Consider the following 23,545-nt stretch of genomic DNA (forward strand, 5'->3'; position numbering starts at 1 on the left):
CCAAAGGCGGTCATATCCCAGCTAGTACACAATCAATAATTCCCCAAAATGGTTAGGTTAAAACCGAACCCACAGGGTGATGTTGTAGGCAAGGCTTTAGCCTTGCAACCGCCAAAGACGGTCATATCCCAGAGGCCGGGGTTTAGCAGACAACCGTGCTGCTTAACTATTTCTCATACATGGTTAGGCTAAAGCCCAACCCACAGGGGTCGATGTTGTAGACCAAAACCCAATCCACGGGGGGTGTCGTTGTAGGCAAGGCTTTAGCCTTGTAGCCGCCCAAGACGATCACATCCCAGAGATCGGAGCCTAGTACACAGCCGTGTTCTTTACCTATTTCTCTATTTCTCATATATGGTTAGGCTGAAGCCCAACCTACAGGGACTGATGTGGTAGGCCAAAACCCAACCCACGGAGGGTGTCGTTGTAGGCAAGGCTTCAGCCTTGCCACCGCCGAGGGCGGTCACATTCCAGAGGCCAGTACCTAATCACAACCATGTTCCTTACCTGTCTCTCATACATGGTTAGGCTAAAGCCTAACCTACAAGGGAGCACTAACAGAAAAGTTGACTAAACAGTCGTTGAGCATCAGTCTAAGATTATAACTAGGCTGTTATTCCTTGCTATGAATGAAATAAATATCCCCACATGCACTCCTCGTACCCATAGTCGCTTTGGTCAATGGCTCGGCACCAAGGTGTTGAGTTGGTTCGGTTGGCAGGTTATAGGCGCGTTTCCAGAGCACAGTAAGTTTGTGGCGGCGGTTGCACCGCATACATCGAATTGGGATTTTATTATAGCGATTGCAGTGAAAATGCACTTGCAAGTGCGTATTCGCTTCTTGGGTAAGCACAGCATCTTTATTTGGCCGCTAAGTATACTGCTACGTAAGTGGGGTGGGATAGCGGTTGATAGGCGAGCAGCCAATGGTGTTGTGGGGCAAGTGAAGGCGTTGTTTGATGAGACCGATGCATTGATTCTAGGGCTCGCCCCCGAGGGCACACGCAAGCACATGCCGAATTGGAAAACCGGTTTTATCCATATCGCTAACGCTGCGCAAGTCCCTGTGGTGCCAATGGCTTTGGACTACAGCAAGAAGCAGTTTGTTATAATGCCGGCTATCTATGTGAGTGATGATATTGAACAAACACTTGTGCAAGTACAGCAGCAGTTTTCAACGGCTATGGGCAAGTACCCGCAACAAGTGTCTGGTGCAGTCAGAAAGACGCGTTATTGAGCTGAAGGTTGTCGCCAACGGGTCTGTAGCGCCTGAACAAACTTATTGTCTCCTTTCTCCTCGCTAGAGAGTATTAACCGAAAGCTACTGCCATCAGCGCGCTCTATATCAATAGTGGTGTAGCCGTCATCTTGGTTAGCAAACTCGGTATGCACATTAACAATATCACCAAAGTCCGCACGTTCTACTTGCAGCTGCCCTTGATCACGGTAATAACTGAATACGCCTTGCTCGGTAATGCCATTACCATCATCACGGATATTCCAAGCGGCATCTGAGTAAAAATAAAGCAGTTGCTCATTTTGATTGAGAACTCCATGACGCAGCATAAAGCGCTTATCGTGCTGCCATACTTTATCACCTGAAACCACGGCCACATTGGCGGTGAGACCAATATCTTGGGCCAGACCTAAGGTAAGTATGGGTAGCAGTACCATAGCAAGTAAAACTTGCCGCACCCGCCAGCGACTATAGTAAGGCAATGAATCGTTACGCTGATTTATGTGCGCCGTGTAATTTACCAAGGGTAACCACAGCAGCGGCCACACTAAATAGAACACCGTGCCGTAAAAATCTAACGATGTCGCGATATGCAGTACCACCACTAATATCGCAAAGAGTGCCGCCAGCCACTTTGGTGGGAGATATTGCTGCGTCCCCAGCTCTTTACCCTCTTGATAAAAACGTAAATACAGAGGGTAGTACCAAAGCCAAGCGAAGAACCCCCGGGCTATTGGCATCATCGCTTCATTATGCTGCTGCTTAATGTATTGCCAGTTTTTGTAACACCAGTAAAAAGGAAAGATATTAAAAGTGAGCAGCGAGTAAAGGCAAAATTTCACAGTCGAAACAGGGTAGTAACGTTGTTCGGAGAATGTCGGTCGCTTGCCTGCTTCAACGCGCCACAGGGTAAGAAAGGCGGTGATAACAACTAAAGCAAGAATGCAATAGCCTATAACGGCGTAGCCGAGTAATAGGAAATTATCCTGCTCGGCTTCATTTACATGGCTGTAAGCTTGGCGGATACCATATTGGGTGGCATCGAGAAGTTGCTCTCGTGCGTCAAGGTAGGCCTGCATTTCTGCAACTGGCACATGGTCTGTTTTGCTGCGGAACTGATATGTAAGAGTCAGTGTATTTGAGCTAAAGCGCACTTGCGAAGCCAATGAAAAATAAGGGTTATCAATAGAGCTCTTACTATTATTAAAGTACCAGTCACGCTCATTTAACTTTACCTCTATGGTGTAATTAACGTTATAAGGGTGCTGCAGATAAAGCGGGCTGATACGGGTTTTAGTATCGGGTTGATAGATTGCATTTTGAATATCATCAGCGTAAAAGTAAGCTGTCTGGCCATTCTCCTCATCACTCCAAAAGTCGTCAATTTGATAAAATTCAGTGACTTCGATTGCGCCCTTTTGCGGGTGCTCGCGAACTTGCGGTAGCCGGGTGTGCTGGGTGCCAGCAAAGTAGTCTTGGTAGTAATTGGTATAGTTTTCTTGGAGTGTTTGCAATGCCGTGGTTGCCAGCTCTTGGCGTTTACTGATGGCATCGGCGTCGCTGAATATGCTTTGCACACTGAATAGTGCCAATGGTTCGCTGGCATTAGGAAGCTCGTAGCGCTCGGTGATGTCACGGTGAATACGCTCTACCGGTTTGTGCATGCTGGTGAGAGTATTTTGCGAGGGTTTGACGATTAACGCATAACCAAAGTCGGGCTCACTCAATGCTAACAGTGGGCCAGTTTGATAACTGGTGGTCGGGTCAAGCCAGTAGCGCTCGTCATTGTGCTCCAGCGTAACCAAAACGTGGTTGAAGCGTGCCGATGAGGGGGATGTCGCAGCTAAGCCTTTATCTAATTGTGTGTTTACAAGCGCAGGGTGAGCTTCCACTCCCAGTGCGCGCAGTATACTTATTAATAGTACGGTTTTGTCTTTGCAATCGCCATAGCGGTTTTGCAGAGTTTCTTGGGCAGGAGTTGGCAGGTGAGAGTTACTGCCCATTTCCAAGCCTAAATAGCGAATTTCATCTTGTGTATACTTTAATGCTGCACCAATCTGCGCTGGCAAAGTAGGGTGCTGTTGGCGTATTTGTTCAGCAATGGCAGTGATATCATCGCCTGTGGAGAGCGCCTGCTGATACATTGGCAACGCCCAGTCTACGACCTCCTGCCAACGATTAAACTCGCTAAAAAATACCATATGATAAGGGTCGTGCCATAACGGTGTTTGCGAGTCATAGCGCTGCATGTCTGGGAAAGTGATATACAGACTATACTCTTTGCCGTTCGCCGTATCTGTTACGTTTATCTGGGCATCGCCATTGTTTTGTTGAATATATAATGGTTGTGGTTTTTGCCAATCGATACGGATATATTGCTCGGCGACCGGCACACTCCAGTCTAATTGCGCTGAATAGCTAAAGCGGCCTTGGTAGATAGGATTACGACCAATGCGCGTGAAAGCATAATCCAAAGAGTCACCTGGACGCACATCATCAACAATAATATTCAGTGTTTGCGTACCATCATAAATTAGTTGCTCCGCTTCAGTTTCTCGCTGCAACACTTTTAATTGAGCTGTAGGGATTTTATCTATTACTTGCCCATCGCGTATCACTCGAAGGTGGTTGAGCTCAATGCGCTGGTAGCTGGGATCATAATCTAAGTTCAGCTGAGAGATGTTCTCGACACCGCTTTGGTTGGTGGCGTGCATAACATAGCGGATGTAGTGGCTGACGGCATTGGGGTTATCGCCTGGGACCTGAATCTGATCTTCCAACAGGCGATAGTAAGTACCATCAGAGAGTTGTTCTGTGGGAATTGTTTCTGCAACCAAAGGGGGCAGTTTAGTTGGTGCAACCCAATCAGCTGCAGGCGTTATCTGATAGTTGGCTAAGGCCGTATTAGGGGTAAGGGTGCAGGCTAATAGCCAGCATAAAAGCAGTATTCTTATCATTATAATTTCTCAGTTGCATACATCCATGATGCTAGGTGGGTAGCCTGCAGGGGGTAGCACTAAAGTCAGTGATGTTTTTATAAGCAGATATCGTTATGCTATCAGAAAATAATAAAAAATGATCTCTGATGTTTTCGATTGGTGTTATTAGCCTGATTGCTTTGGCGTACCTAGGCGTGCTTTTTGCTGTTGCTTGGTATGCCGATAAGCACACAAAGAATCACTCGAGTGGTTGGATTTATGGCCTTTCGTTGGGGGTGTATTGTACCTCTTGGGCTTTTTATGGCACCACTGCTCAGGCCGCTAACAATGGTTGGTGGTTAGCACCAACCTACGCCGGTACCATTTTGTTGTTCACCTTTGGTTGGGCCATCTACCGCCGTATTGCTCATGTTTGTCGGCAGCAACAGCTGACTTCCTTGGCCGATTTTCTTGCCACCCGTTATGGTCAGTCGTCGCAGCTCTCCGGGTTAGTGTCATTGATCTCGGTAATAGCCATCGTGCCTTATATTGCGCTGCAACTTAACGCAACCAGTGCCAGTATCGCTATGCTCACCGATAGGCCGATACAAGGCGGTTATTTTTGGCAAGATAGCACCTTCTTTATTACCGCCTTGTTGGCGCTTTTTGCCATCTTATTCGGTGCTCGCCGGGTACGCCCCAGTGAGCATAACCCCGGGTTGATGGCTTCTATTGCTTTTGAGTCGGTGGTTAAACTGTTGGCTTTTTTAGGAGTGGGGCTGTTTATTTGTTTTGAGATTTTCGATTCTCCACACGCCCTGTACTCGGCCGCTCAGCAGCAAGATATTTCAGCCCAGGTTGCGGCGACAGCAAGCCCTACCTACGTGTATTGGGTACATGTAGGCCTGGGATTTTTAGCGACCCTGTGCTTACCTCGTCAGTTTCATACCGCCTTTATTGAGCACGACAACGAACATCAACTCGTTACCGCTCGCTGGTTATTTCCGATTTATTTGTTGTTGATTAATCTGTTTATTCTGCCCATCGCCTACGCTGGCTTAGTTTATTTTCAAGACCAGAGTGTGGGCTATGACACCTTTGTATTAGCACTGCCTATTGCAGTGCAGTCGCCAAGTTTCTCATTGTTGGCCTTTCTAGGTGGGTTTTCTGCTGCGACCAGTATGGTGATTGTCTCTACCATTGTTTTGTCGATTATGATCACCAACGACTTCATTAACCAGTTCTTATTACGGCGCTCACAACTAAGTTCATCTCATCGCGGTCTCTCGAAGTTTAAGCTACTGCAAGCACGGCGGGCCGTGATTGTCGCGGTGTTATTACTAAGCTACGCCAGTCACCGAGTATTGGCGGAGGGCAATACTCTAGCCAATATGGGCCTGATGTCATTCACGCTCGTTGCGCAGTTTGCGCCAGCGATGATTATCGGCCTGTGGTGGTCTAAAGCGTCATGTCGTGGAGCGCAGTGGGGGATTATCGCGGGTTTTGCAATTTGGTTTTACACCTTGCTGTTACCCAATTTGTACGCCGCATTGTTTGGCGAGGCGTTGTGGCTATCAACTGGGCCCTGGGGCATAGAGTGGTTGGCTCCGCGAGATTTATTTGCATTGGGGCTCGATGAGCTTAGCCAGGCGGTATTGTTATCTCTAGGAGTGAATACGCTGGTATACATTAGTGTGCCTTTACTGAGTTCAGCGCAGCTTGCTGAGCGCTTACAAAGTAATAAATTTATTATCACAGCAAGCCCACAGCGTAGCGGGCATATTGCCCTAAGTTATCAAGACTTGGCGCTGCTGTTGCAGCGCTTTAGTGAGCCAGAACGAGCTAAAGCACTGGTGAGTCATTATTTTCCTGCAAGCTCCGGTCGCTGGAAAGAACAAGCCCCAGAACACATTGAGCAACGAGTTGAACGCGAAATGTCGGCGTTAGTTGGAGGCGCATCAGCACGGCTTATACTCGATGTGGCCAAGGATGAGAAACGTCAGCCTTTTGAGCAAGTCGCCGATTTCGTTGACGAAGCCTCCCAAGTACTGCGATTTAACCGTGATTTACTGCAAGCGACTATCGAAAACATCGAGCAGGGGATCAGTGTGGTTGATAGTGACCTTAAGTTGGTTGCATGGAACCAAGGTTATCAAAGTATGTTTTCGTATCCTGACGACTCACTGGTCGTTGGTCGCCCGGTTGCCGAGTTGATCCGTTTTAATGCCGAGCGTGGACTATTCGCCTATCAAGATATTGATACTGAGGTTGAGAAGCGCATAGCCCACTTGCGTCGCGGCAGCGCCTACAAGTATCGCCGTCAGCACAATGATGGACGGGTATTTGAAATGCAGGGTAACCCATTACCCGGTGGCGGCTTTGTGACCACGTACACCGATATTACCGATTTTATAAACCAGCAGCGTGAGCTTGAGCAAGCCAACTTAAATCTAGAAGAAAAAATCGCAGCGCGCACCCAGCAACTGGTGGCGACTAATCATGCCCTAGCAGAGGCAAAACGCGAGGCCGAGCAAGCCACCGAGAGCAAAACGCGTTTCTTTGCTGCCGCCAGCCATGACTTGCTGCAACCGTTCAATGCCGCAAGTTTGTTCTGCTCGTTGATGAGTGAAAAAGCCAGCAATACAGAGCTGAGCGAGCTGGCCAATAATATACGCAGCTCATTGGCAAGTGCGGAGGACCTATTATCAAGCATATTGCAGCTAACCAAGCTAGAGTCCGGCTCTTTTAAGGTTAATAGTAGTGATTTCTCCCTCTCGAGCTTGCTGCAACCTTTGGCCAATGAATACGGTGCCCTAGCGCGAGATAAAGGGCTCGCCTTTCAAGTGCAAGGCGCTGAAGTAATGCTAAAGACCGATAAAGCCTTGCTTAAACGGGTATTGGGTAATTTGCTTAGCAATGCCATTCGTTACACTGAGCAGGGTGAAATACGGTTACTGTGCGAAAGTCATCAAGGCCAGCTGTCGATTATGGTGGAAGATACTGGCTCCGGTATTGCTCAGCAAGATCAAGAGCTTATTTTTGAGGAGTTTAAACAGCTGCAAGGCAAAGAGCAGGCGCAGGGGTTAGGCTTGGGCCTTGCTATTAGTAAGCGTATTTGCTCGGTATTAGCTATTAATCTCACGCTCGGCTCGCAACTTGGTAAGGGCACGCAATTTACCCTTACCTTGCCTTGTTTTGCGTCAACAAGCGAAGAGACCTCCTCCCCATTAGAGACGCGGCATGTCGATAACCAGCTTGAAGGGCTGCGTATCTGGCTATTGGATAATGATGACAATGTGCTCAGTGCGCTCTCACAAGTGCTAGAGAACTGGGGCTGCAAAGTTCAAGTGGCGCGTAATCAAGCGCAGCTGCGTGATGTGCAAGCTCATAGCGAAGCCGATATTTTAATTGCTGACTATCAACTTGATGATGGTGTCACCGGCTTAGAGGTGATCAGTGCGCTGAATTTAACGACGATGGCTATTGTGATTAACACCGCTAATCACGATGAGAATATTCGTGAGCAAGTGAGCGACTGCGGTTATCCACTACTCTACAAACCACTGAAAACGCCGGCGCTTAAACGGATGCTGAAACGCTTAAAGCCGAAATAGCTTTGCTTGAATAATATTGTACCTTTAACTGACTTGCTATACCTTACATGGGGTTAAGGTTGTATTGGAAAAGGAGGTCTAATGATTTTTGATATGGCTATAGAGGATAACTTCGCGTCATTTTTTTACGCTTTATTAGCTCGCATTTAGATTATGACTAAAGAAACGGTGCGTCAGCTTAAAGAGTATGGAAGCTGACGATTTATTATTAGTTCTCCATATTATCTGCCACAGTGGCCATTTGCTTAAATAAGATACCCGCTTGAGTGCGGTTGTACACATTAAGTTTTTTTAGGATTGCTGAGACATGTTGCTTGATGGTGGTTTCTTGAATCGACATCGCATAGGCGATTTGTTTATTCAGCATGCCATCGGCAATCATACTCAATACTCGATATTGTTGCGGGGTTAGCTTCTCTAAGTTACGAGCAAACTGGGCTTGTTCGGTATTACTGTCGGTGCAAATGTCGGCTTGTGGTGGCAGCCAGTTTTCCCCCTCAATTACTTGGGCAATAGCTTCACTGATCACATCCAAAGACGACGACTTGGGAATATAAGCACTGGCACCAATTGCCATGGCTTGTTCAATAATCTGTGCTTGCTCGTTGGCAGAAACCATAATCACCAAAATATCTGGGTATTGATTACGCAGCCGGGCAAGACCCTCCAGCCCTTGGGCTCCGGGGATGGTTAAATCCAGAAACACCAGTTCTATTTCTGGGTGCTCTGTTAAAGCGCTAAACAGTGCATCAAGGTCGCTGGCTTCCAAAATAGGTTCATCAGCCATGGCTTGCGCTGCAGCTTGCTTTAAGGCGCTGCGAAATAACGGGTGGTCATCGGCAATAATTGCTTGCACACTGGACATCCTATAAAAACTCCGTGTTCCTCGTTATAGGGGATTTTTCCTTCCGCAGCAAGAGCATACGGTGAGTGACTAAGAATAAAAAGGTGGCCATATGACCGGGGGAAGGCCGGCCACCTGTACTAGCTGAACATTAGAAGCGATAGCCAACGGTTAACGATACAGTGCGAGGGTCACCATAGTAACCGATCAATGTATTATCACCGCCTAAGCCTGGCGTGTATTTACTCACATCACTGGGGTCAGTGGGATCAGGCGTAACAAATTGATAGCCGCCAATCATGTACTCTTCGTCAGTTAAGTTCTTAGCATGTAGACCCACTCGCCACTGGCCGTCTGGGCTATACCAGTTAACGCTTAGGTTGAGCAAGCCATAGCTGTCTTGGCTTAGTAGGCTGTCTTCTTCGAACAGCACGTAATCACCACGATGGTAATAGTTACCGTTTATGACCCAGTCGCCATGTTCGCTGTAAAGGCGGTAAGTCGCGCCTAAATTAAAGGTTAAGTCTGGGGTGTTAGAAATACTAAAGCGGTCTGACTTATCAAATACTTCACCGGTCTCTGGATCCGTGTCGAGTACTTCTTCAAAGTCAGCATCAATATAGCCCAGTGAGGCATCAAAGCTCAGTGCATCGGTGGCTACATAGTTAAGCTCGAGCTCCACTCCGTTCGCAGACGATTTACCAATATTACCCAAGCGCTGATTTAAATCGGCAGAGGTGTCTCCTGGGAGTACCGAAATGTATTGGCGATCTTCATGGTCTAACGTGAATAAGGTGACATTGGCACGCAGGTTATTGTTCCATTCGCTTTTCATACCGAGCTCAAAGGAGTCAACAATCTCCGGGTTGGCGGCTGGCTCGGCGGTGCTGGCACGCGGGTTAAAAGTGCCCGATTTAAAGCCCTGCGCATAGCTGGCAAAGAACATAATATCGTTATTGTATTGATACTCTACGCCTACCCGTGGAGTAAACCGTGACCAATCTTTGTCATCATCGAGCACTGTCGGCACCAGCTGACCTTCTGGGCGCACATAGCCGGGGATCCAGCCAGACTCAGGGTACACAGTGTCAAACACCAGACCGTTGTTAACGATGGCTTCTTTACTGTCGCGGGTGTAGCGCGCTCCGAGGGTCATTGACCACTGCTCACTTAAATCTACACTGCCTTGAATATAAGCCGCTTTGCTGGTGGAGTTGTTGCAGCCACTCACCTCACGAGTGAGCCCCGGTGCCCCTAAGCTTTGTCCAAGTACTTCCAAAATGGCCTGGAATTGCCCGCAAGACTCACCATCGAAGTAATAAAGGCCGGAAACGAGCTTGTAATTGTCGCCTTCGTGATTGAGCTGCAATTCGTGGGTGGTTTGCTCGTCATCATAGATGGCTGGCACGTCAAAAATGCGCACTGAGGTATTATCAAAGTCGATATTGGTCGGCGAGTAGCTATCGCGCTGCGCGCCAATATACTTTAATGAAGTGCTGTTATTGAGATACCAGCGCGCGGTTAGGCTGTAACCTTCTAATTCAACCTTATTCCATGTTGGTAAGCTGGTGTAAGAGTCATAAACGCTATCTGGCACGGGAGCATCGGTGAGCAAGCTGGGCAGTAAGCGGTAGCCCCCTTTGGAATTCGACTCATCGTCGGTTTTATCCCAAGCGAGGCGGAAGAACAAATCGTCGCTAGGGCGATATTCTAAGGTCACCCGAGCTGCGGTTAGGTCTTTATTGTAGTTCTCACGGTCTTGGTCGGGCTGCGCTGAGGTTAAGAACTCCCCGAAACCATCGCGGTTTAAGGTGGCAAAGCCATAGCCGAGATAAAGCGTGTCATCCACTAAAGGCAGTTGCCCGGTGATCTTCAAGTCGCGCTGATTATAGCTGCCTACCGTACCTTCAACATCAAAGGTCATATCGCCTGTCATTTCTTTGGTAACGTATTTTATCGCTCCGCCAATGGTATTTTTACCGTAAAGTGTGCCTTGGGGGCCGCGTAATACTTCAATTTGTTGTACATCAAGGAGATCTAAAACGGCGCCTTGTGGGCGGGCCACGTACACATCATCGATATAAATACCGACCCCAGGTTCATAACCCCACAGCGGGTCTTGCTGGCCGACGCCACGAATAAATGCGGTAATCGTTGAGTTAGTGCCGCGACTCGCTTGTAAGGTGGTGTTGGGTGAGAATTGTTGCACTTCTGTCATTACCGAAATGCCGTTTTCTAATAACTCGGTCTCACCGATGGAGGTAACCGCCACCGGCACCTCTTGTAAGTTTTCCACCGATTTACGCGCAGTCACCTCAATGCGTTCCAACTCCGCTTTTTCGCCACCACCGCCAGCCAGTGCTGTGGTGCTTGTGAGTGCGGTACTAATGGCTAAGGCGATGCTTGAATGCCTTAAAGTTAGTGTGTTCATCCTGTGTCCCCTGTTGTTGTCGTTATGGGTGGCTGTGCTCACCCTATGGGTTGTTGGCAAAATGTCAATTAACTGTGAATGTAGGGGAAAAACATCTCCTTGGGGTTAGTACCTTAGTACTAATACGCTTCTAGCCCTTATAGAGCAAGGCCTGGCGTCTTTCTATAACCTTAGTACTATGTATTTTATGGCACACTCTAGCCAGACTGGGACTAGCTTTGTTAACACATCTAGGTGCTATGCTGGATGCAGTTAATAGAAAAATAATAACGAAGGAGCGCATTTATGCTCAGTATGGTTGGCCTAATCGGTGGCTTAGTTTTACTTATAATTCTGACTTTGCGTGGTATGAACTTGTTTATCGCCGCGCCTTTGTGTGCGCTGCTTGTTGCTCTAAGTGGCAATATGGCGTTGTTTCCAAGCAGTGGTGTTGAGCTGGATTTTGTCAGCACCTACATGGGTGGCTTCGCAGGGTTTTTAAGCGCCTGGTTTTTCATGTTTTTACTGGGCTCGCTATTCGGTAAGTTTATGGAAGACAGCGGTGCCGCCGACAGCGTTGCCCGTGCCATAGTGAATAAACTGGGTATGAAGCACGCGGTCTTGGCCGTGGTTATTGCCTGTGCGGTGTTAACCTATGGCGGTGTCAGTGTATTTATCGTTGCCTTTTCGGTTTATCCAATGGCCCTTAGCTTGTTTAAAGATGCCGACTTACCACGACGCTTTATTCCCGCTACGCTCGCGTTTGGCTCGGTGACCTTTACCATGACCTCGGCGGGTTCACCAGAGATCCAAAACTGGATCCCTATTAAATACCTCGGCACTTCACCTTATGCCGCATGGGAAGTCAGTCTAGTGATTGCCGTGTTTATGGCTATCACTGGCTACTGGTGGCTGAAACGGATGATCACCAAAGCGGTAAATAATGGCGAGCGCTTTGAAAGTCGTGGTGATGACCCGGAAATACCAGAGCGTGACTATCCGCACCCTATTACCGGTGTTATTCCCTTGCTAGTGGTGCTCGCGCTGTCTTTTAGCTTGCACGATGTGCTACAGCAAAGTGCCTTGATAGTGGCATTACTCGGCGGTGTACTCGCGCTACTGATTATCAACTTTAAACACTTTCACAATCTCAGCGGTGCTATCAACCTAGGCACGACCGGCGCGCTGGTGGCTATCGGTAATACCAGTGCCGTGGTTGGTTTTGGTGCGGTGGCGAAAAACACCGAGGCCTTCCAATTGGCGGTCGAAGTCATGACTAATATGCCAGGTAATGAGTTATTAGGTGCAGCCGTGGCAGTGAGCGTTATTGCTGGGCTGACCGGTTCAGCCTCCGGTGGGCAGGCCATTGCCTTACCTTTAGTCGCTCCTCATTACCTTGATGCTGGCGTCAATCCTGAACAATTACACCGTGTCGTGGCAATCAGTTCAGGGGCGCTCGATACTCTGCCGCATAATGGCTATGTGGTCACCACCATCCGCGCGATTTGTAAAGAAACCCATCAACGCGCGTACTGGTCAATGGCGGCACTGACAGCGGTGATCCCATTAATTGGCGTGGCGCTAGCGCTGGCCTTATTTATCTTGTTTTAAGGAGTGAACACCATGTCCATGCTAAAAGTTATTGGCGTTGTTTTAATTATTGCTAGCCATTGGGCGGGTGCGCAAAGCGGCCCTATGCTAGTGGAAAAGCAGCGCTTTGCCTTTACCAACTACACCACTGAATCGGGCGAGACCCTGCCCGAAGTGCAGGTCGGTTGGGAAAGCTACGGCACCCTTAACGAGGCTAAAGACAACGTTATTCTCATCACCCACTTTTTCTCAGGGACGTCTCATGCTGCGGGTAAATACAGTGTTGATGATGCCCAGCCCGGGTATTGGGATGCGATTATCGGCCCAGGGAAGGCCATTGATACCAACAAATATTATGTGATTAGCTCTGACACCTTGGTAAACGCCAATTGGCATAACGAACAGGTGATCACCACCGGTCCGGCGTCTATCAACCCTAAAACCGGAAAGCCCTATGGTTTAGACTTCCCGGTGGTAACCATTGGCGATTTTGTGGAAGTACAAAAGCGCCTGCTGGATAGCTTGGGGATCGAAAAATTACATGCCGTTATAGGTGCATCAATGGGCTCATTTCAAGCCCTAGAGTGGTCGGTGCGCTACCCCGATATGGTCGAGCGTTTGGTGCATGTCATTGGCGCTGCGAAAATGGACGCTTGGACGGTCCCTGCATTAGAGAAGTGGGCATTGCCTATTCGCCTTGACGCCAATTGGAACAACGGCAATTACTACGACGGAGAACGCCCACTCGCTGGGGTGACGGCCACCATGTTGAATATCACCCAAGATGCCATGCATCCAAAAATTTACCAAGCGAGCTTCCCGAATTTTACAGTGCAGGATGAAGGTGCCAAGCAAGATATTCGTACTTTACCGGCCATTAGCCAAACCTTATATCAACGTGCCGCTGCCCGCGCTCAGACCCAAGATGCAAACCATATTTTGTACTTGGTTCGCGCCTCTCAGCTCTACAGTGCCGGTATGCAAGAAGACTTAAGCGCTGCTGCACAAAAAATCAAAGCAGATATTTTATTGATGCCGGCGAGCAATGACTTACTGCTGCGCCCAGGCCCAGTACGAGCGTTTGCTCAATTGCTAAAAGCACAAGGAAAGAACGTAAAAATAGAAGAAATAGACGGTATTTGGGGGCACCTTGACGGCATTTTCTCGATTCAAACAAAAGCGCCTGTCATTGCCGAGTTTTTAGCGGAGTAACCATGAATAAGCGAATTTTAATTACCGGCGCGGCCAGTGGCATTGGCCGCTACGTAGCCGAACACCTTGGCAACCAAGGACATGAAATCTTACTTACCGACCTGGACGGTGAATGCGCAAAGACTGAGGCTAATCGACTCAAAGAGCAGGGCATTCGAGCCCAAGGTCTTGCTTTGAATGTTGCAGACTTACCAGCGTTAGAGCACTTTATCGCCAGTCAGCCAACAATTGATGTGCTAATTAATAATGCGGGTATTCAGCATGTGGAGCGCTTAGAGGATTATCCTTTAGATAAATGGCAGCTCCTGCAAGATGTGCTGCTTAATGGTCCCGCGATGCTCACCAAGGCGGTGTTGCCGGCAATGCGCGAACAAAACTTTGGCCGCATCATTAATATTGGCTCTATTCACGCTCAAGTGGCGTCCAAGTATAAGTCGGCGTATGTCGCTGCCAAGCACGGTTTGATTGGCCTCGGCAAAGTGTTGGCATTGGAAACTGGTGATGTGGACATTACCGTAAACACCATTTGTCCTGCCTATGTGAAAACACCGCTGGTGGAGGCGCAAATCGCTAGCCAAGCTAAACAGCATGGCATTTCCGAGCAGCAAGTGATCGATACCATTATGCTCGCGCCGATGCCGAAAAAGGCCTTTATTGGTTTAGATGAAATAGCCCATACCGTTGATTTTTTAATGGCCGACGCGGCGCGCAATATCACCGCTCAAGCCATCGCCCTTGATGGCGGTTGGACCGCGCAATAGGAGAGCACATGGCAGGTTTTAATAAAGTTGTAAGCAGCTACCAAGAAGCAATGGCAGGGTTAGAAAATGACATGACCGTGATTGCCGGTGGTTTTGGCTTATGTGGAATTCCCGAGGGTCTGATAAAAGCAATTAAAGAAAGAGGCACAACTGGACTCACTGTGGTTTCCAATAACTGTGGCATCGATGGTTTTGGCTTGGGTATTTTGCTGGAAGACCGACAAATTAAAAAAATGGTGGCCTCCTATGTGGGTGAGAATGCACTGTTCGAGCAGCAATTGCTCAGCGGTGAATTGGCTGTGGAATTAACGCCGCAGGGCACCCTAGCGGAGAAGATGCGCGCCGGTGGCGCCGGCATTCCCGCCTTTTTCACCGCTACTGGGGTGGGCACTGTGGTGGCCGAAGGGAAAGAGATTAAGCAATTTAATGGCCGTGACTATGTGCTTGAACCGAGTATTGTTGGTGATTTTGCCATTGTTAAAGCATGGAAGGCAGACCGCTATGGTAATTGTGTATACCGCCATACGGCGATGAACTTCAACCCTATGGCGGCAACGGCAGGTAAAATCACTGTGGTTGAAGCGGAAGAAATTGTTGAGCCAGGTGAGCTGCCGCCCAGTGAGATTCACACTCCAGGTATTTATGTGCAGCGGGTGATCAAAGGGCAATTTGAAAAGCGCATTGAAAAACGCACGGTAAGAGGATAACAGCATGGCATTAACGCGAGAACAAATGGCGCAGCGCGTGGCTCAGGAATTACGCGATGGCTACTATGTAAACTTAGGCATAGGTATTCCTACCTTGGTTGCCAACTATGTGCCACAAGGCATTGATGTGATGCTGCAATCGGAAAATGGCTTACTGGGAATGGGTGAATACCCAACTGCGGCAGAAGTAGATGCCGATATGATAAACGCGGGTAAAGAAACGGTGACTGCGCGCACCGGCGCGGCTATTTTTAATTCCGCTGAAAGCTTTGCCATGATCCGAGGTGGCCATGTCGATTTAACCGTGCTCGGAGCCTTTGAAGTGGACCAAAATGGCAATATTGCTAGCTGGATGATCCCCAAAAAGTTGGTTAAGGGCATGGGTGGTGCCATGGACTTAGTTGCCGGTGCTAAAAACATTATTTGTACCATGACTCATGCCAGCAAGCATGGTGAATCGAAATTACTAAAGCAATGCGCGCTTCCCCTGACCGGTGTAGGTTGTATAAACAAGGTGATCACCGATTTAGCGCTACTAGAAATAAAAGATGGAGCCTTTCATCTGCTAGAGCGCGCACCGGGTGTGAGCGTGGAAGAAATTAAAGCCAAGACTCAGGGCAAGTTAGTTTGCCCCGACGAAGTGCCAGAGATGGCCTTGGCGTAAAACTTACTTACATTTTCATGGCTGCATAAGGCGGTATTTTGCGGCATGCTAAAGCAGTTAATGCAAAGGAGAAAGTGCAATGCAATGTCATGAAATTGATTACGAAATTATCGGCGAATCGATGCAAATGGTGGAGGTCGAACTGGATCCCAGTGAAACAGTTATAGCCGAAGCGGGCGCCATGAACTACCTCGAAGAAGGGATCAGCTACGAGGCGAAAATGGGTGATGGCTCGCAGGTAAACCAGGGCTTTATGAGTAAGCTGTTCAGTGCGGGTAAGCGCATGATCAGTGGTGAGTCCTTGTTTATGACCCACTTTACTAATCAGGGTGAGGGCAAAAAGCGTGTGGCTTTCGCGGCGCCTTTCCCCGGCTCCATCATCCCTTTAAATATGGCCGAACTAGGCGAGCAAGTGTACTTGCAAAAGGATTCATTCCTGTGTGCGGCGATGGGCACCGAGGTGAATATCGCCTTTCAGCGCCGCCTAGGAGCAGGCTTTTTTGGTGGTGAAGGGTTTATCTTACAGCACCTCAAAGGTGATGGTATGGCCTTTGCCCATGCCGGGGGCACGGTAGTTGAGAAGCGTCTAAATGGCGAAACCCTGCGCTTAGACACCGGTTGTGTAGTCGGCTTTAGCGGCGATATCGACTTTGATATTGAGCGCGTGAAAGGACTTAGGTCAATGTTCTTCGGCGGCGAGGGGCTATTTTTAGCCACGTTGCGAGGCCATGGCACGGTGTGGGTGCAAAGCTTACCATTCTCCCGACTTGCCGACCGCGTGCTAGAGCATGCCCCGAGAGCGGGCGGTTCGCGCCAAGGTGAAGGCTCTATCTTAGGTGGCCTTGGCGATCTTATTGACGGTGACTAAGGGCTCAGCTGGATTACGGTTTGGCAATGCCGCACAGGTATTGCCATTCTTGTTCGCTCACCGGCATGACCGATAAACGCCCTGACTTTTTTAAAGCCAGCTCGGCGATGGCGGGGTCTGCCTTAATTGCTTTTAAGGTTATCGGCTGCTGAAAGCTTTGTCGGTATTGCACATCGACACTAAACCAGCGTGGTGACTCTGATGTGGCCTTAGGGTCATAATAATCACTACTGGCATCAAACTGCGTGGGGTCGGCATAGGGGCCTCGTGTCACTTCACCGATGCCGACAATCGCGGGCACCTTGCAACTAGAGTGATAGATAAAGACCTTGTCACCCACTTGCATGCCATCGCGGATAAAATTACGGGCTTGGTAATTGCGTACCCCATCCCATACTGTAGTGCCGTTTTCGGCGGCTTGTAAGTCTGCCAACGAAAACGCGTCGGGCTTTGTTTTTAATAACCAGTAAGCCATGCTCTATCCTGTGCTGAACTAGGTAATCAGGTTCATTGTATAGTATTATCATTGTATTAGCTGCAATGTGGTAATGAGGACGCAATGAGCCAAGCATTAGATAAATTACTTTCCTTACTCAAGTTAGAAGAAATCGAACTCGGTCTTTATCGTGGTGCCAGCCAAGACCTTGGCTTTAAAGCGGTATTTGGTGGCCAAGTAATGGGCCAAGCGCTGTCGGCTGCGAAGGAAACTTTGCCAGAAGGGCGAGTTGTTCACTCATTGCACTCGTACTTCCTGCGCCCTGGCGATGCCTCTCGCCCCATTGTTTACGATGTCGAAAATATTCGCGATGGTCGAAGTCTAAGTACGCGCCGCGTCAGCGCTATTCAGTATGGTAAGCCCATTTTCTACATGACGGCATCATTCTCTGGTGAATCTCAAGGGCTTGAACACCAAAGCGCCATGCCGGATGTGCCAGCACCTGAGGGGCTGCGCCCAGCACTTGAATTTTATCAGGAGCACGCTCATCAGATTCCCGAGCCAATCCGCAATAAATTTATCAGTGAAAAGCCCATTGAAATGCGCCCGGTGAACTTCCAAAACCCCTTTAAGCCAGAAGTTTCTGAGCCAGTGAAGCACATTTGGTTTAAAGCCAATGGCGAGATGCCAGATGACCAGCGTATTCACAATTACCTGCTAGCCTACGCCTCTGACTTCGAGTTTCTACCTACGGCGCTCCAGCCCCACGGTAAATCATTTATGCACCCCAGCATGCAAGTGGCGACCATCGATCACGCCATGTGGTTCCACCGCCCATTCCGTATGGATGAGTGGATGCTGTATAGCGTTGACAGCCCCAGTGCCAGCGGCGGACGCGGCCTTGTGCGCGGACAGTTCTTTAATCGTGCCGGCGAACTCGTAGCCTCGACCATTCAAGAAGGCGTAATGCGCGAAAGGTAGGGTAAAACTGCTGCGCTCATCAGCACAGCGTTAAAAATCGCTTCAAAGCCCGCGGCGCGCCTGTAGGTCAGGTTTCAACCTGACAATGATTGTCGGGTCGTCGACATTGATGGCCTCTTGTAGGAGGCACTCGTTGTAGGTCAGGCTTTAGCTTGACAATCTATTCGAACAGGTTACTCATAGGTTGGCCTTTGCGCCAAGGACGGCGGTACTCGGGTAACGCAGGAGCAGTTACCTGAGCGCGAATCAAAACGGGAAAGATCACATCTCTTCTAACATACCACGCGTGTAAGAAACCCATTGGTAAGCGGGAATACTTGCATCAAGATAGAAATCAGGTTGAATGCCTTTACCGTCAATTGTCATTTCTGGGATTCGCAGGCTTTTACTAAGGCTGTAGTGCAGCGTTAGATTCTTACTTGGGGAATCGACTTGGTGCATATTAGAGATATCCAAAACACCACGCGTTGGAGCGCCTACTAGCTTCACTTTGTAGCTTTGTTTTGCGGCAAGTAAAAACTGCTCAGCTGTGCTGCCATTACTCTCATCGATTAAAATACCCACCTTCTTTGGTAAAGGGTTAACGTTTTCTAACTTCTTTACGCTAACTGCTTGTGCATCCAAATTAACAAATTGGCCTAGGCTTTGTTGCAGCGTTTTGTAACCCTCTTTGGCCCACTTTTTATCGTCATCACTGAAATTCTCATCGTCGATAAACTTTAACATTCTTGAATTATTCAGCGGTGTTGATAAAAATTCGACTTCTACATTGCGTATAGGGTTGGTGTAGATGATAGGTAATATTTCTTCATAACTGATATCACTACCACCGCCGTTGCCGCGTATATCTATGATAAGGTTTTCAGTATTTAGAATGGTTTCTAGGTTGTTTCTAATGACGGTATCAATATGTTTTTTCTCGGTATATGAAAATGATGGAATTCTAAGTAAGGTCGTTTCCTTACTTAATTTTTTAACCAATGGTGTTTTGGACGCCATAAGTTGAACATATTGAAGAACTTCAGCTTTGCTCTCTTCTTTGGGGTTCTGTCTTGATAAGGTTAGCCAATTATTCCCCAAACTAATATGGTTTTGATCTATAAAGCCTACTGAATCTACATGACGTATAGAATGGTCAGCCATATAATAGATGGCTTTATAAGTACCATCATTTTCCTCATTGAGGATAAGTTTCAATTGGCCTGGTTGCCACTTTGAATTTGTCGACTCAATCACATAGCCATTATAATTACTGCCTTCTTTTTTTAGGCCAACTGTATAGCTCGGCAAGCGCCATATGCCTTCTATATCCTCTTTGCTTTTATTATTTAAATGCTGTTGAAACTCTGTTTTATTAAAGTTGTGCACAGAAGAGTTATTCTCTTTTTTTACATTGAGGCTGAGTCCTATATGGCCTTCACGAAAGAATAACAACCATTGTTGAAGTCTTTGGTGGCAGTCACTTATGTCGTCGGCATTTTTGATAGCCTTAAGAGATGCTTTATTATGTTCGAGGTAGTTTTTTTCGCCTTTTTGAGATAGCGCATACTGAAAGCCCGCATCATTGTTCTCAAAAGTTTTCTTTAGCCAATTAAATTCCTGTTCACAGCTATAGTCACTAGCGGTAGATATCAATGGAAAAAATGACAGTAAAAATGCTAACTTTTTCATAGGTGGCGAAGTCCTTTCATATATAAGTAGGGGGTATGTCAGTACTATACCCTAAGAAATATTAAACCTAGAGCTATCTTTTATATCTATTGGCGTTGGTAGCACGGCTATTTCCCGGCGGATTAAGTGCTATATGTACAATCAGCAGCTTTAGGGCGTTATTTTTATGCGGGAGTTTAGATTATTATAAGTGAAGCTCTACGCTGGTACCTTTTGATACTGCGATGTCTATGATTGCAGTTATTCTTTACAGGGCTGGGCACGTCCATATAGGATGCGACGAGTTGTAGGTCAGGCTTTAGCCTGAAAATTGTGTAAGTTAATCTCGAGATTGTCAGGTCGCCAACAGTATCTAAACTATTTCACTGAGTTGTCAGGTTAAAACCTGACCCACAGATAACAAGCTCGGGGCAGGCTACTAGGTAACTGCTCCTGCGTTACCCTAGTACCGCTATTCTTGGTGGCAAAGTCTGAACTACAGGTATCACCTAATCCCGTTATGATTCGCGCTTTCGATCTCAGCTTTTGTTGTGGAGAGTGCTTAAAACAACTGAGCATGGATGCGAAGTTAGGTTTATCGAGTCAGGACGACGAGTTAAACCGTGTTGAAAGCTAAGCGGAGCGTTTAACAAAAACCTGAGTTCGTAAGCATTGGCGAATCACGGGCGCCCTAGGAGTTGTTAGAGGAAATGGGCGCGCATTTCCTCTAACCCGTTGTCGGCGGCCCGACAAGATCTAAACTGTGTCACTGAGCTGTCAGGCTAAAGCCTGACCCACAGATAACTAATTCAGATATGACGGGCAGGCTACTAGGTAACAGCTCCTGCGTTACCCTGGTTGGCGGCAAAGCCTGACCTACAGGTATCACCTAACCCATTGTCGGTGGCCCGACAAGATCTAAACTGTGTCACTGAGCTGTCAGGCTAAAGCCTGACCTACAACGCTTGGCTAATGCGGCAAAGCCAGAGCTAAAAATAGTACCTTTGTCGGCGTAGAGCACCGACCTACAAGTATTCATTCAAGCAAGGCAGTCAGGAGTCCACTTACCCGTTAATGACACAGGCTTGCACCTGACTCTTCGTTAGCGTGTTGCTGCCACCGTATCACTAATCGATTGCCAAATCCGTGCGGGTAACAGCTGATGTAAATCCTCATTGAGAATAAGCAGAGCATCACTGTGTATTAGTTTATTGTCATCTTGTTTGCTGATTAATTGTTGCTCGCTTAGGTTGGCAATAAAGCTGGAAAGCACTTTTTTGTCAAAGAACTCGGGGCTCTTAATGCCATGCAAAGTGCCTAAACGCTGCGCCACGGCGGTGCTTTCTTTTTCCAGTTCTGCTGGACTTAAGCTTTTGTCTTCGCTGAGTAAGCCAATGACTAAGGCGTAGCGCATCAAGGTGTGATGTACCACTTTACCCAGCATTTCAAGCGTTGCTGGGTTATCGCCGTCTTTAAGTACTTCAAGCTGGTCGCCCTGTTCGCGGATCAGCCCTTGGTCAACAAAGCTACTAAGAATATTGTCGATATACTCATCCTTTAGCTCCAGCAAGAACCATTCTTTGGCGAACAGCGGGTATAGGCGTTTAACCTGGGCTTTGCATTCACTGCGGGTAATTCGATGGTTGTTAAACAGTTGTTGTGCAATAACGCTAGGCACAGCAAATAAGTGCAGCACATTGTTACGGTAGTAATTAAATAAGGTGCGCTCTTTTTCGGTTATGGCAATGATGTCGCCGAATTGATCTTTAAGCACATCAAACTTGTTGAGTGTCAGTGCATGTTCCAGTAATTGCTCGGCGTTTTGTTCGGGTAGGGTTATTTGTTCGCTTAATGGCGCATCGCTGAGCATGCGCAGATAGAAGTTCATTTGCTCAATTAGCTGCACTTTACTGAGTGCAAACTGGTCGTTAGTCAGTAAAATGGTGGCTAATAGGTTGACCGAGTTGATGGCGGCAGCACTATTAATATTGACCATAATTTCATCGGCTAGCTTGCTTACCTGAGGGCCTAGCCATGCTGGTTTTTGTACATCGGTAGGGTGAATGGCGTCGCGCCAATCAGGCTGTTGCTCATTAAGGAATTGATTAACGTTAATGGGGGCGCCAAAATTCACATTACCACGGCCATAGTTCTTCAGGTTCTTGATGGCTTTAAACACCCCAAAGACCGATTCGTTCTTTTTATTATTACCCGCCAATTCTTTTAGGTAGGTGTTAATTTCCATGACGTGCTCGTAACCAATGTACACTGGTACAATAGAAATTGGGCGGTCAATCCCCCTTAGCATCGCTTGCAATGTCATTGCCAGCATTCCGGTTTTTGGGGGAAGTAAACGGCCAGTACGGCTGCGTCCACCCTCGGTATAAAACTTCACCGAGTAGCCTTTAATAAAGAGTTGACTGAGGTACTCTTTGAATACCGCTGAGTAGAGTTTATTACCGCTAAACGAGCGACGAATAAAGAACGCACCACTGCGACGGAATATCGGCCCTGCAGGGAAAAAATCCAGATTAATGCCGGCGGCAATATGTGGCGGTACTAAGCCTTGATGATAAATTACATACGTGAGCAGTAGATAATCCATATGGCTGCGATGACAGGGGACATAAATGACTTCGTGGCCTTTGTCGGTGAGCTCACGCACTTGTTCGGCGTAACGTACATCAATACCGTTATACAGCTTGTTCCAAAGCCAAGTTAAGATTCTATCGGCAACACGAACCATGGCATCAGAATAATTGGCAGCGACTTCATCGAGTAAACGTAAGGCGTTTTGTCGTGCTTCTTCATGACTTAAGCCTTTCGCTTTGGCTTCATCAGCAATGGCCTTTTTGATCGTCGGTGAGGCCAACAGTGAGTTAAAAAGCTGTTCTCTCGAGGGGAGTTTAGGCCCCGTAGCGGCCAACTTTTGACGGCGAAAGTGGACCCGCGCTACGCGAATAAGTTTGTGAGGTAGCTCGTCTTTATCCCCTTTTTCATGCACTAGTTGGGTTAAATCCAGCGGTTGGCTAAAGCGAATAAAGTTGTCGCGCCCGGAAAAAAGCACCACAAATATTTTGCGAAACCAGCTCGGAGTGAGCGAGTGAGAAATTAACGTTCCTAAACCAGGCTTTTCTTTTCCTGGATTACGGCCCCATAAAATGGTCACCGGTATTATTTGGATTTTCTGCTCTGGAGCTTGTTCTAACGCGGCGAAAATACGCTTGCCTTGTTCGGTGGCGTCACTGGGCTTGCTCGTTGAGCCGAACAATGGCGGCGGGTTTTGGATACCAATAAAGCGTGGTAACGACTTTGAAGCCAACAATTGTTCTTTGGTTGGATCTGGGAGGTTTAGGCGTCGACATACCTTGGCTAAGGCGGCGATATCGGTGCGCGAATTGAGTCGACCAATATAAAAGGTCGGTACGTTAACATCAAGCTCGTACTCCGTCACAGGCTCCTTGGGGAGCACCTTAGAGTTCACGCTCAAGGCGTTGAGGATGCGCGCTAAGAAATCTATACCACGGCTTAACACTTTCATGGAATGGGTCACTCACTAAAGCACTTTATCACTTTGCCACCATTGGCAATGGATAAGAAAACACAAAATAGTGCGATAGGATACCAAGTTATCACTGGACTGACCATTTTTG

General features: G+C 47.8%; 15 protein-coding genes. 9 read left to right on the forward strand and 6 right to left on the reverse strand.

Features of this window, described 5'->3' with window-relative positions:
* Window positions 1-625 precede the first annotated feature (625 nt).
* Complete coding sequence (locus tag W04_RS16925; RefSeq protein ID WP_053911700.1) at window positions 626-1,237, forward strand: 1-acyl-sn-glycerol-3-phosphate acyltransferase; 612 nt, start codon at window positions 626-628, stop codon at window positions 1,235-1,237.
* Here W04_RS16925 and W04_RS16930 read toward each other — a convergent pair.
* A complete protein-coding gene (locus W04_RS16930) occupies window positions 1,231-4,194 on the reverse strand; it encodes a DUF3857 domain-containing transglutaminase family protein (protein ID WP_053911701.1) in 2,964 nt (987 codons plus the stop codon). The genes W04_RS16925 and W04_RS16930 overlap by 7 nt on opposite strands.
* A 128-nt stretch (window positions 4,195-4,322) precedes the next feature.
* Between W04_RS16930 and W04_RS16935 the strand changes: the two genes are divergently transcribed.
* The gene (locus W04_RS16935; protein ID WP_053911702.1) at window positions 4,323-7,769 is read left to right on the forward strand and encodes a PAS domain-containing hybrid sensor histidine kinase/response regulator; all 3,447 of its coding nucleotides are present in this window, start codon (window positions 4,323-4,325) and stop codon (window positions 7,767-7,769) included.
* 208 nt (window positions 7,770-7,977) lie between these two features.
* Here the strand turns inward: W04_RS16935 and W04_RS16940 are convergent, their stop codons facing one another.
* Together W04_RS16940 and W04_RS16945 are read right to left on the reverse strand one after the other, a co-directional pair.
* The gene (locus tag W04_RS16940; RefSeq protein ID WP_045979786.1) at window positions 7,978-8,634 is read right to left on the reverse strand and encodes a response regulator transcription factor; all 657 of its coding nucleotides are present in this window, start codon (window positions 8,632-8,634) and stop codon (window positions 7,978-7,980) included.
* Window positions 8,635-8,764: 130 nt separating this feature from the next.
* Window positions 8,765-11,044, reverse strand: coding sequence for a TonB-dependent receptor (locus tag W04_RS16945; RefSeq protein ID WP_053911703.1), 2,280 nt, complete (start codon window positions 11,042-11,044; stop codon window positions 8,765-8,767).
* Window positions 11,045-11,329: 285 nt separating this feature from the next.
* Between W04_RS16945 and W04_RS16950 the strand changes: the two genes are divergently transcribed.
* The 6 genes from W04_RS16950 to W04_RS16975 all read left to right on the forward strand — a co-directional run bounded on the left by W04_RS16950 (window position 11,330) and on the right by W04_RS16975 (window position 16,825).
* Window positions 11,330-12,634, forward strand: coding sequence for a GntP family permease (locus W04_RS16950; RefSeq protein ID WP_053911704.1), 1,305 nt, complete (start codon window positions 11,330-11,332; stop codon window positions 12,632-12,634).
* Window positions 12,635-12,652: 18 nt separating this feature from the next.
* Window positions 12,653-13,825 carry a homoserine O-acetyltransferase gene (locus W04_RS16955; RefSeq protein ID WP_082342276.1) on the forward strand — a complete coding sequence of 391 codons (1,173 nt, stop codon included), beginning with the start codon at window positions 12,653-12,655 and terminating at the stop codon, window positions 13,823-13,825.
* Between the two features lie 2 nt (window positions 13,826-13,827).
* Window positions 13,828-14,586, forward strand: coding sequence for a 3-hydroxybutyrate dehydrogenase (locus W04_RS16960; protein WP_053911706.1), 759 nt, complete (start codon window positions 13,828-13,830; stop codon window positions 14,584-14,586).
* Between the two features lie 8 nt (window positions 14,587-14,594).
* Window positions 14,595-15,293, forward strand: a complete 699-nt coding sequence (locus W04_RS16965) for a CoA transferase subunit A (RefSeq protein ID WP_053911707.1) — start codon at window positions 14,595-14,597, stop codon at window positions 15,291-15,293.
* A 4-nt stretch (window positions 15,294-15,297) separates the two neighbouring features.
* Window positions 15,298-15,957, forward strand: coding sequence for a CoA transferase subunit B (locus W04_RS16970; protein ID WP_053911708.1), 660 nt, complete (start codon window positions 15,298-15,300; stop codon window positions 15,955-15,957).
* Between the two features lie 79 nt (window positions 15,958-16,036).
* Window positions 16,037-16,825, forward strand: coding sequence for a TIGR00266 family protein (locus tag W04_RS16975; protein WP_045979791.1), 789 nt, complete (start codon window positions 16,037-16,039; stop codon window positions 16,823-16,825).
* Window positions 16,826-16,838: 13 nt separating this feature from the next.
* Here the strand turns inward: W04_RS16975 and W04_RS16980 are convergent, their stop codons facing one another.
* Window positions 16,839-17,300 carry an EVE domain-containing protein gene (locus W04_RS16980; protein WP_053911709.1) on the reverse strand — a complete coding sequence of 154 codons (462 nt, stop codon included), beginning with the start codon at window positions 17,298-17,300 and terminating at the stop codon, window positions 16,839-16,841.
* Between the two features lie 84 nt (window positions 17,301-17,384).
* Between W04_RS16980 and tesB the strand changes: the two genes are divergently transcribed.
* Window positions 17,385-18,242: an acyl-CoA thioesterase II gene (gene tesB / locus W04_RS16985; protein WP_022944321.1), complete on the forward strand. Its 858-nt coding sequence runs from the start codon at window positions 17,385-17,387 to the stop codon at window positions 18,240-18,242.
* 261 nt (window positions 18,243-18,503) lie between these two features.
* On the opposite strand, the gene W04_RS16990 is transcribed toward tesB, so the two are convergent.
* Both W04_RS16990 and plsB read right to left on the reverse strand, forming a co-directional pair.
* Complete coding sequence (locus W04_RS16990) at window positions 18,504-19,913, reverse strand: S41 family peptidase (protein ID WP_053911710.1); 1,410 nt, start codon at window positions 19,911-19,913, stop codon at window positions 18,504-18,506.
* Between the two features lie 1,081 nt (window positions 19,914-20,994).
* Complete coding sequence (gene plsB, locus W04_RS16995; protein ID WP_053911711.1) at window positions 20,995-23,433, reverse strand: glycerol-3-phosphate 1-O-acyltransferase PlsB; 2,439 nt, start codon at window positions 23,431-23,433, stop codon at window positions 20,995-20,997.
* Window positions 23,434-23,545 lie beyond the last annotated feature (112 nt).

It is taken from the genome of Pseudoalteromonas sp. SW0106-04, assembly GCF_001293805.1.
Taxonomy (GTDB): Bacteria; Pseudomonadota; Gammaproteobacteria; order Enterobacterales; family Alteromonadaceae; genus Pseudoalteromonas; species Pseudoalteromonas ruthenica.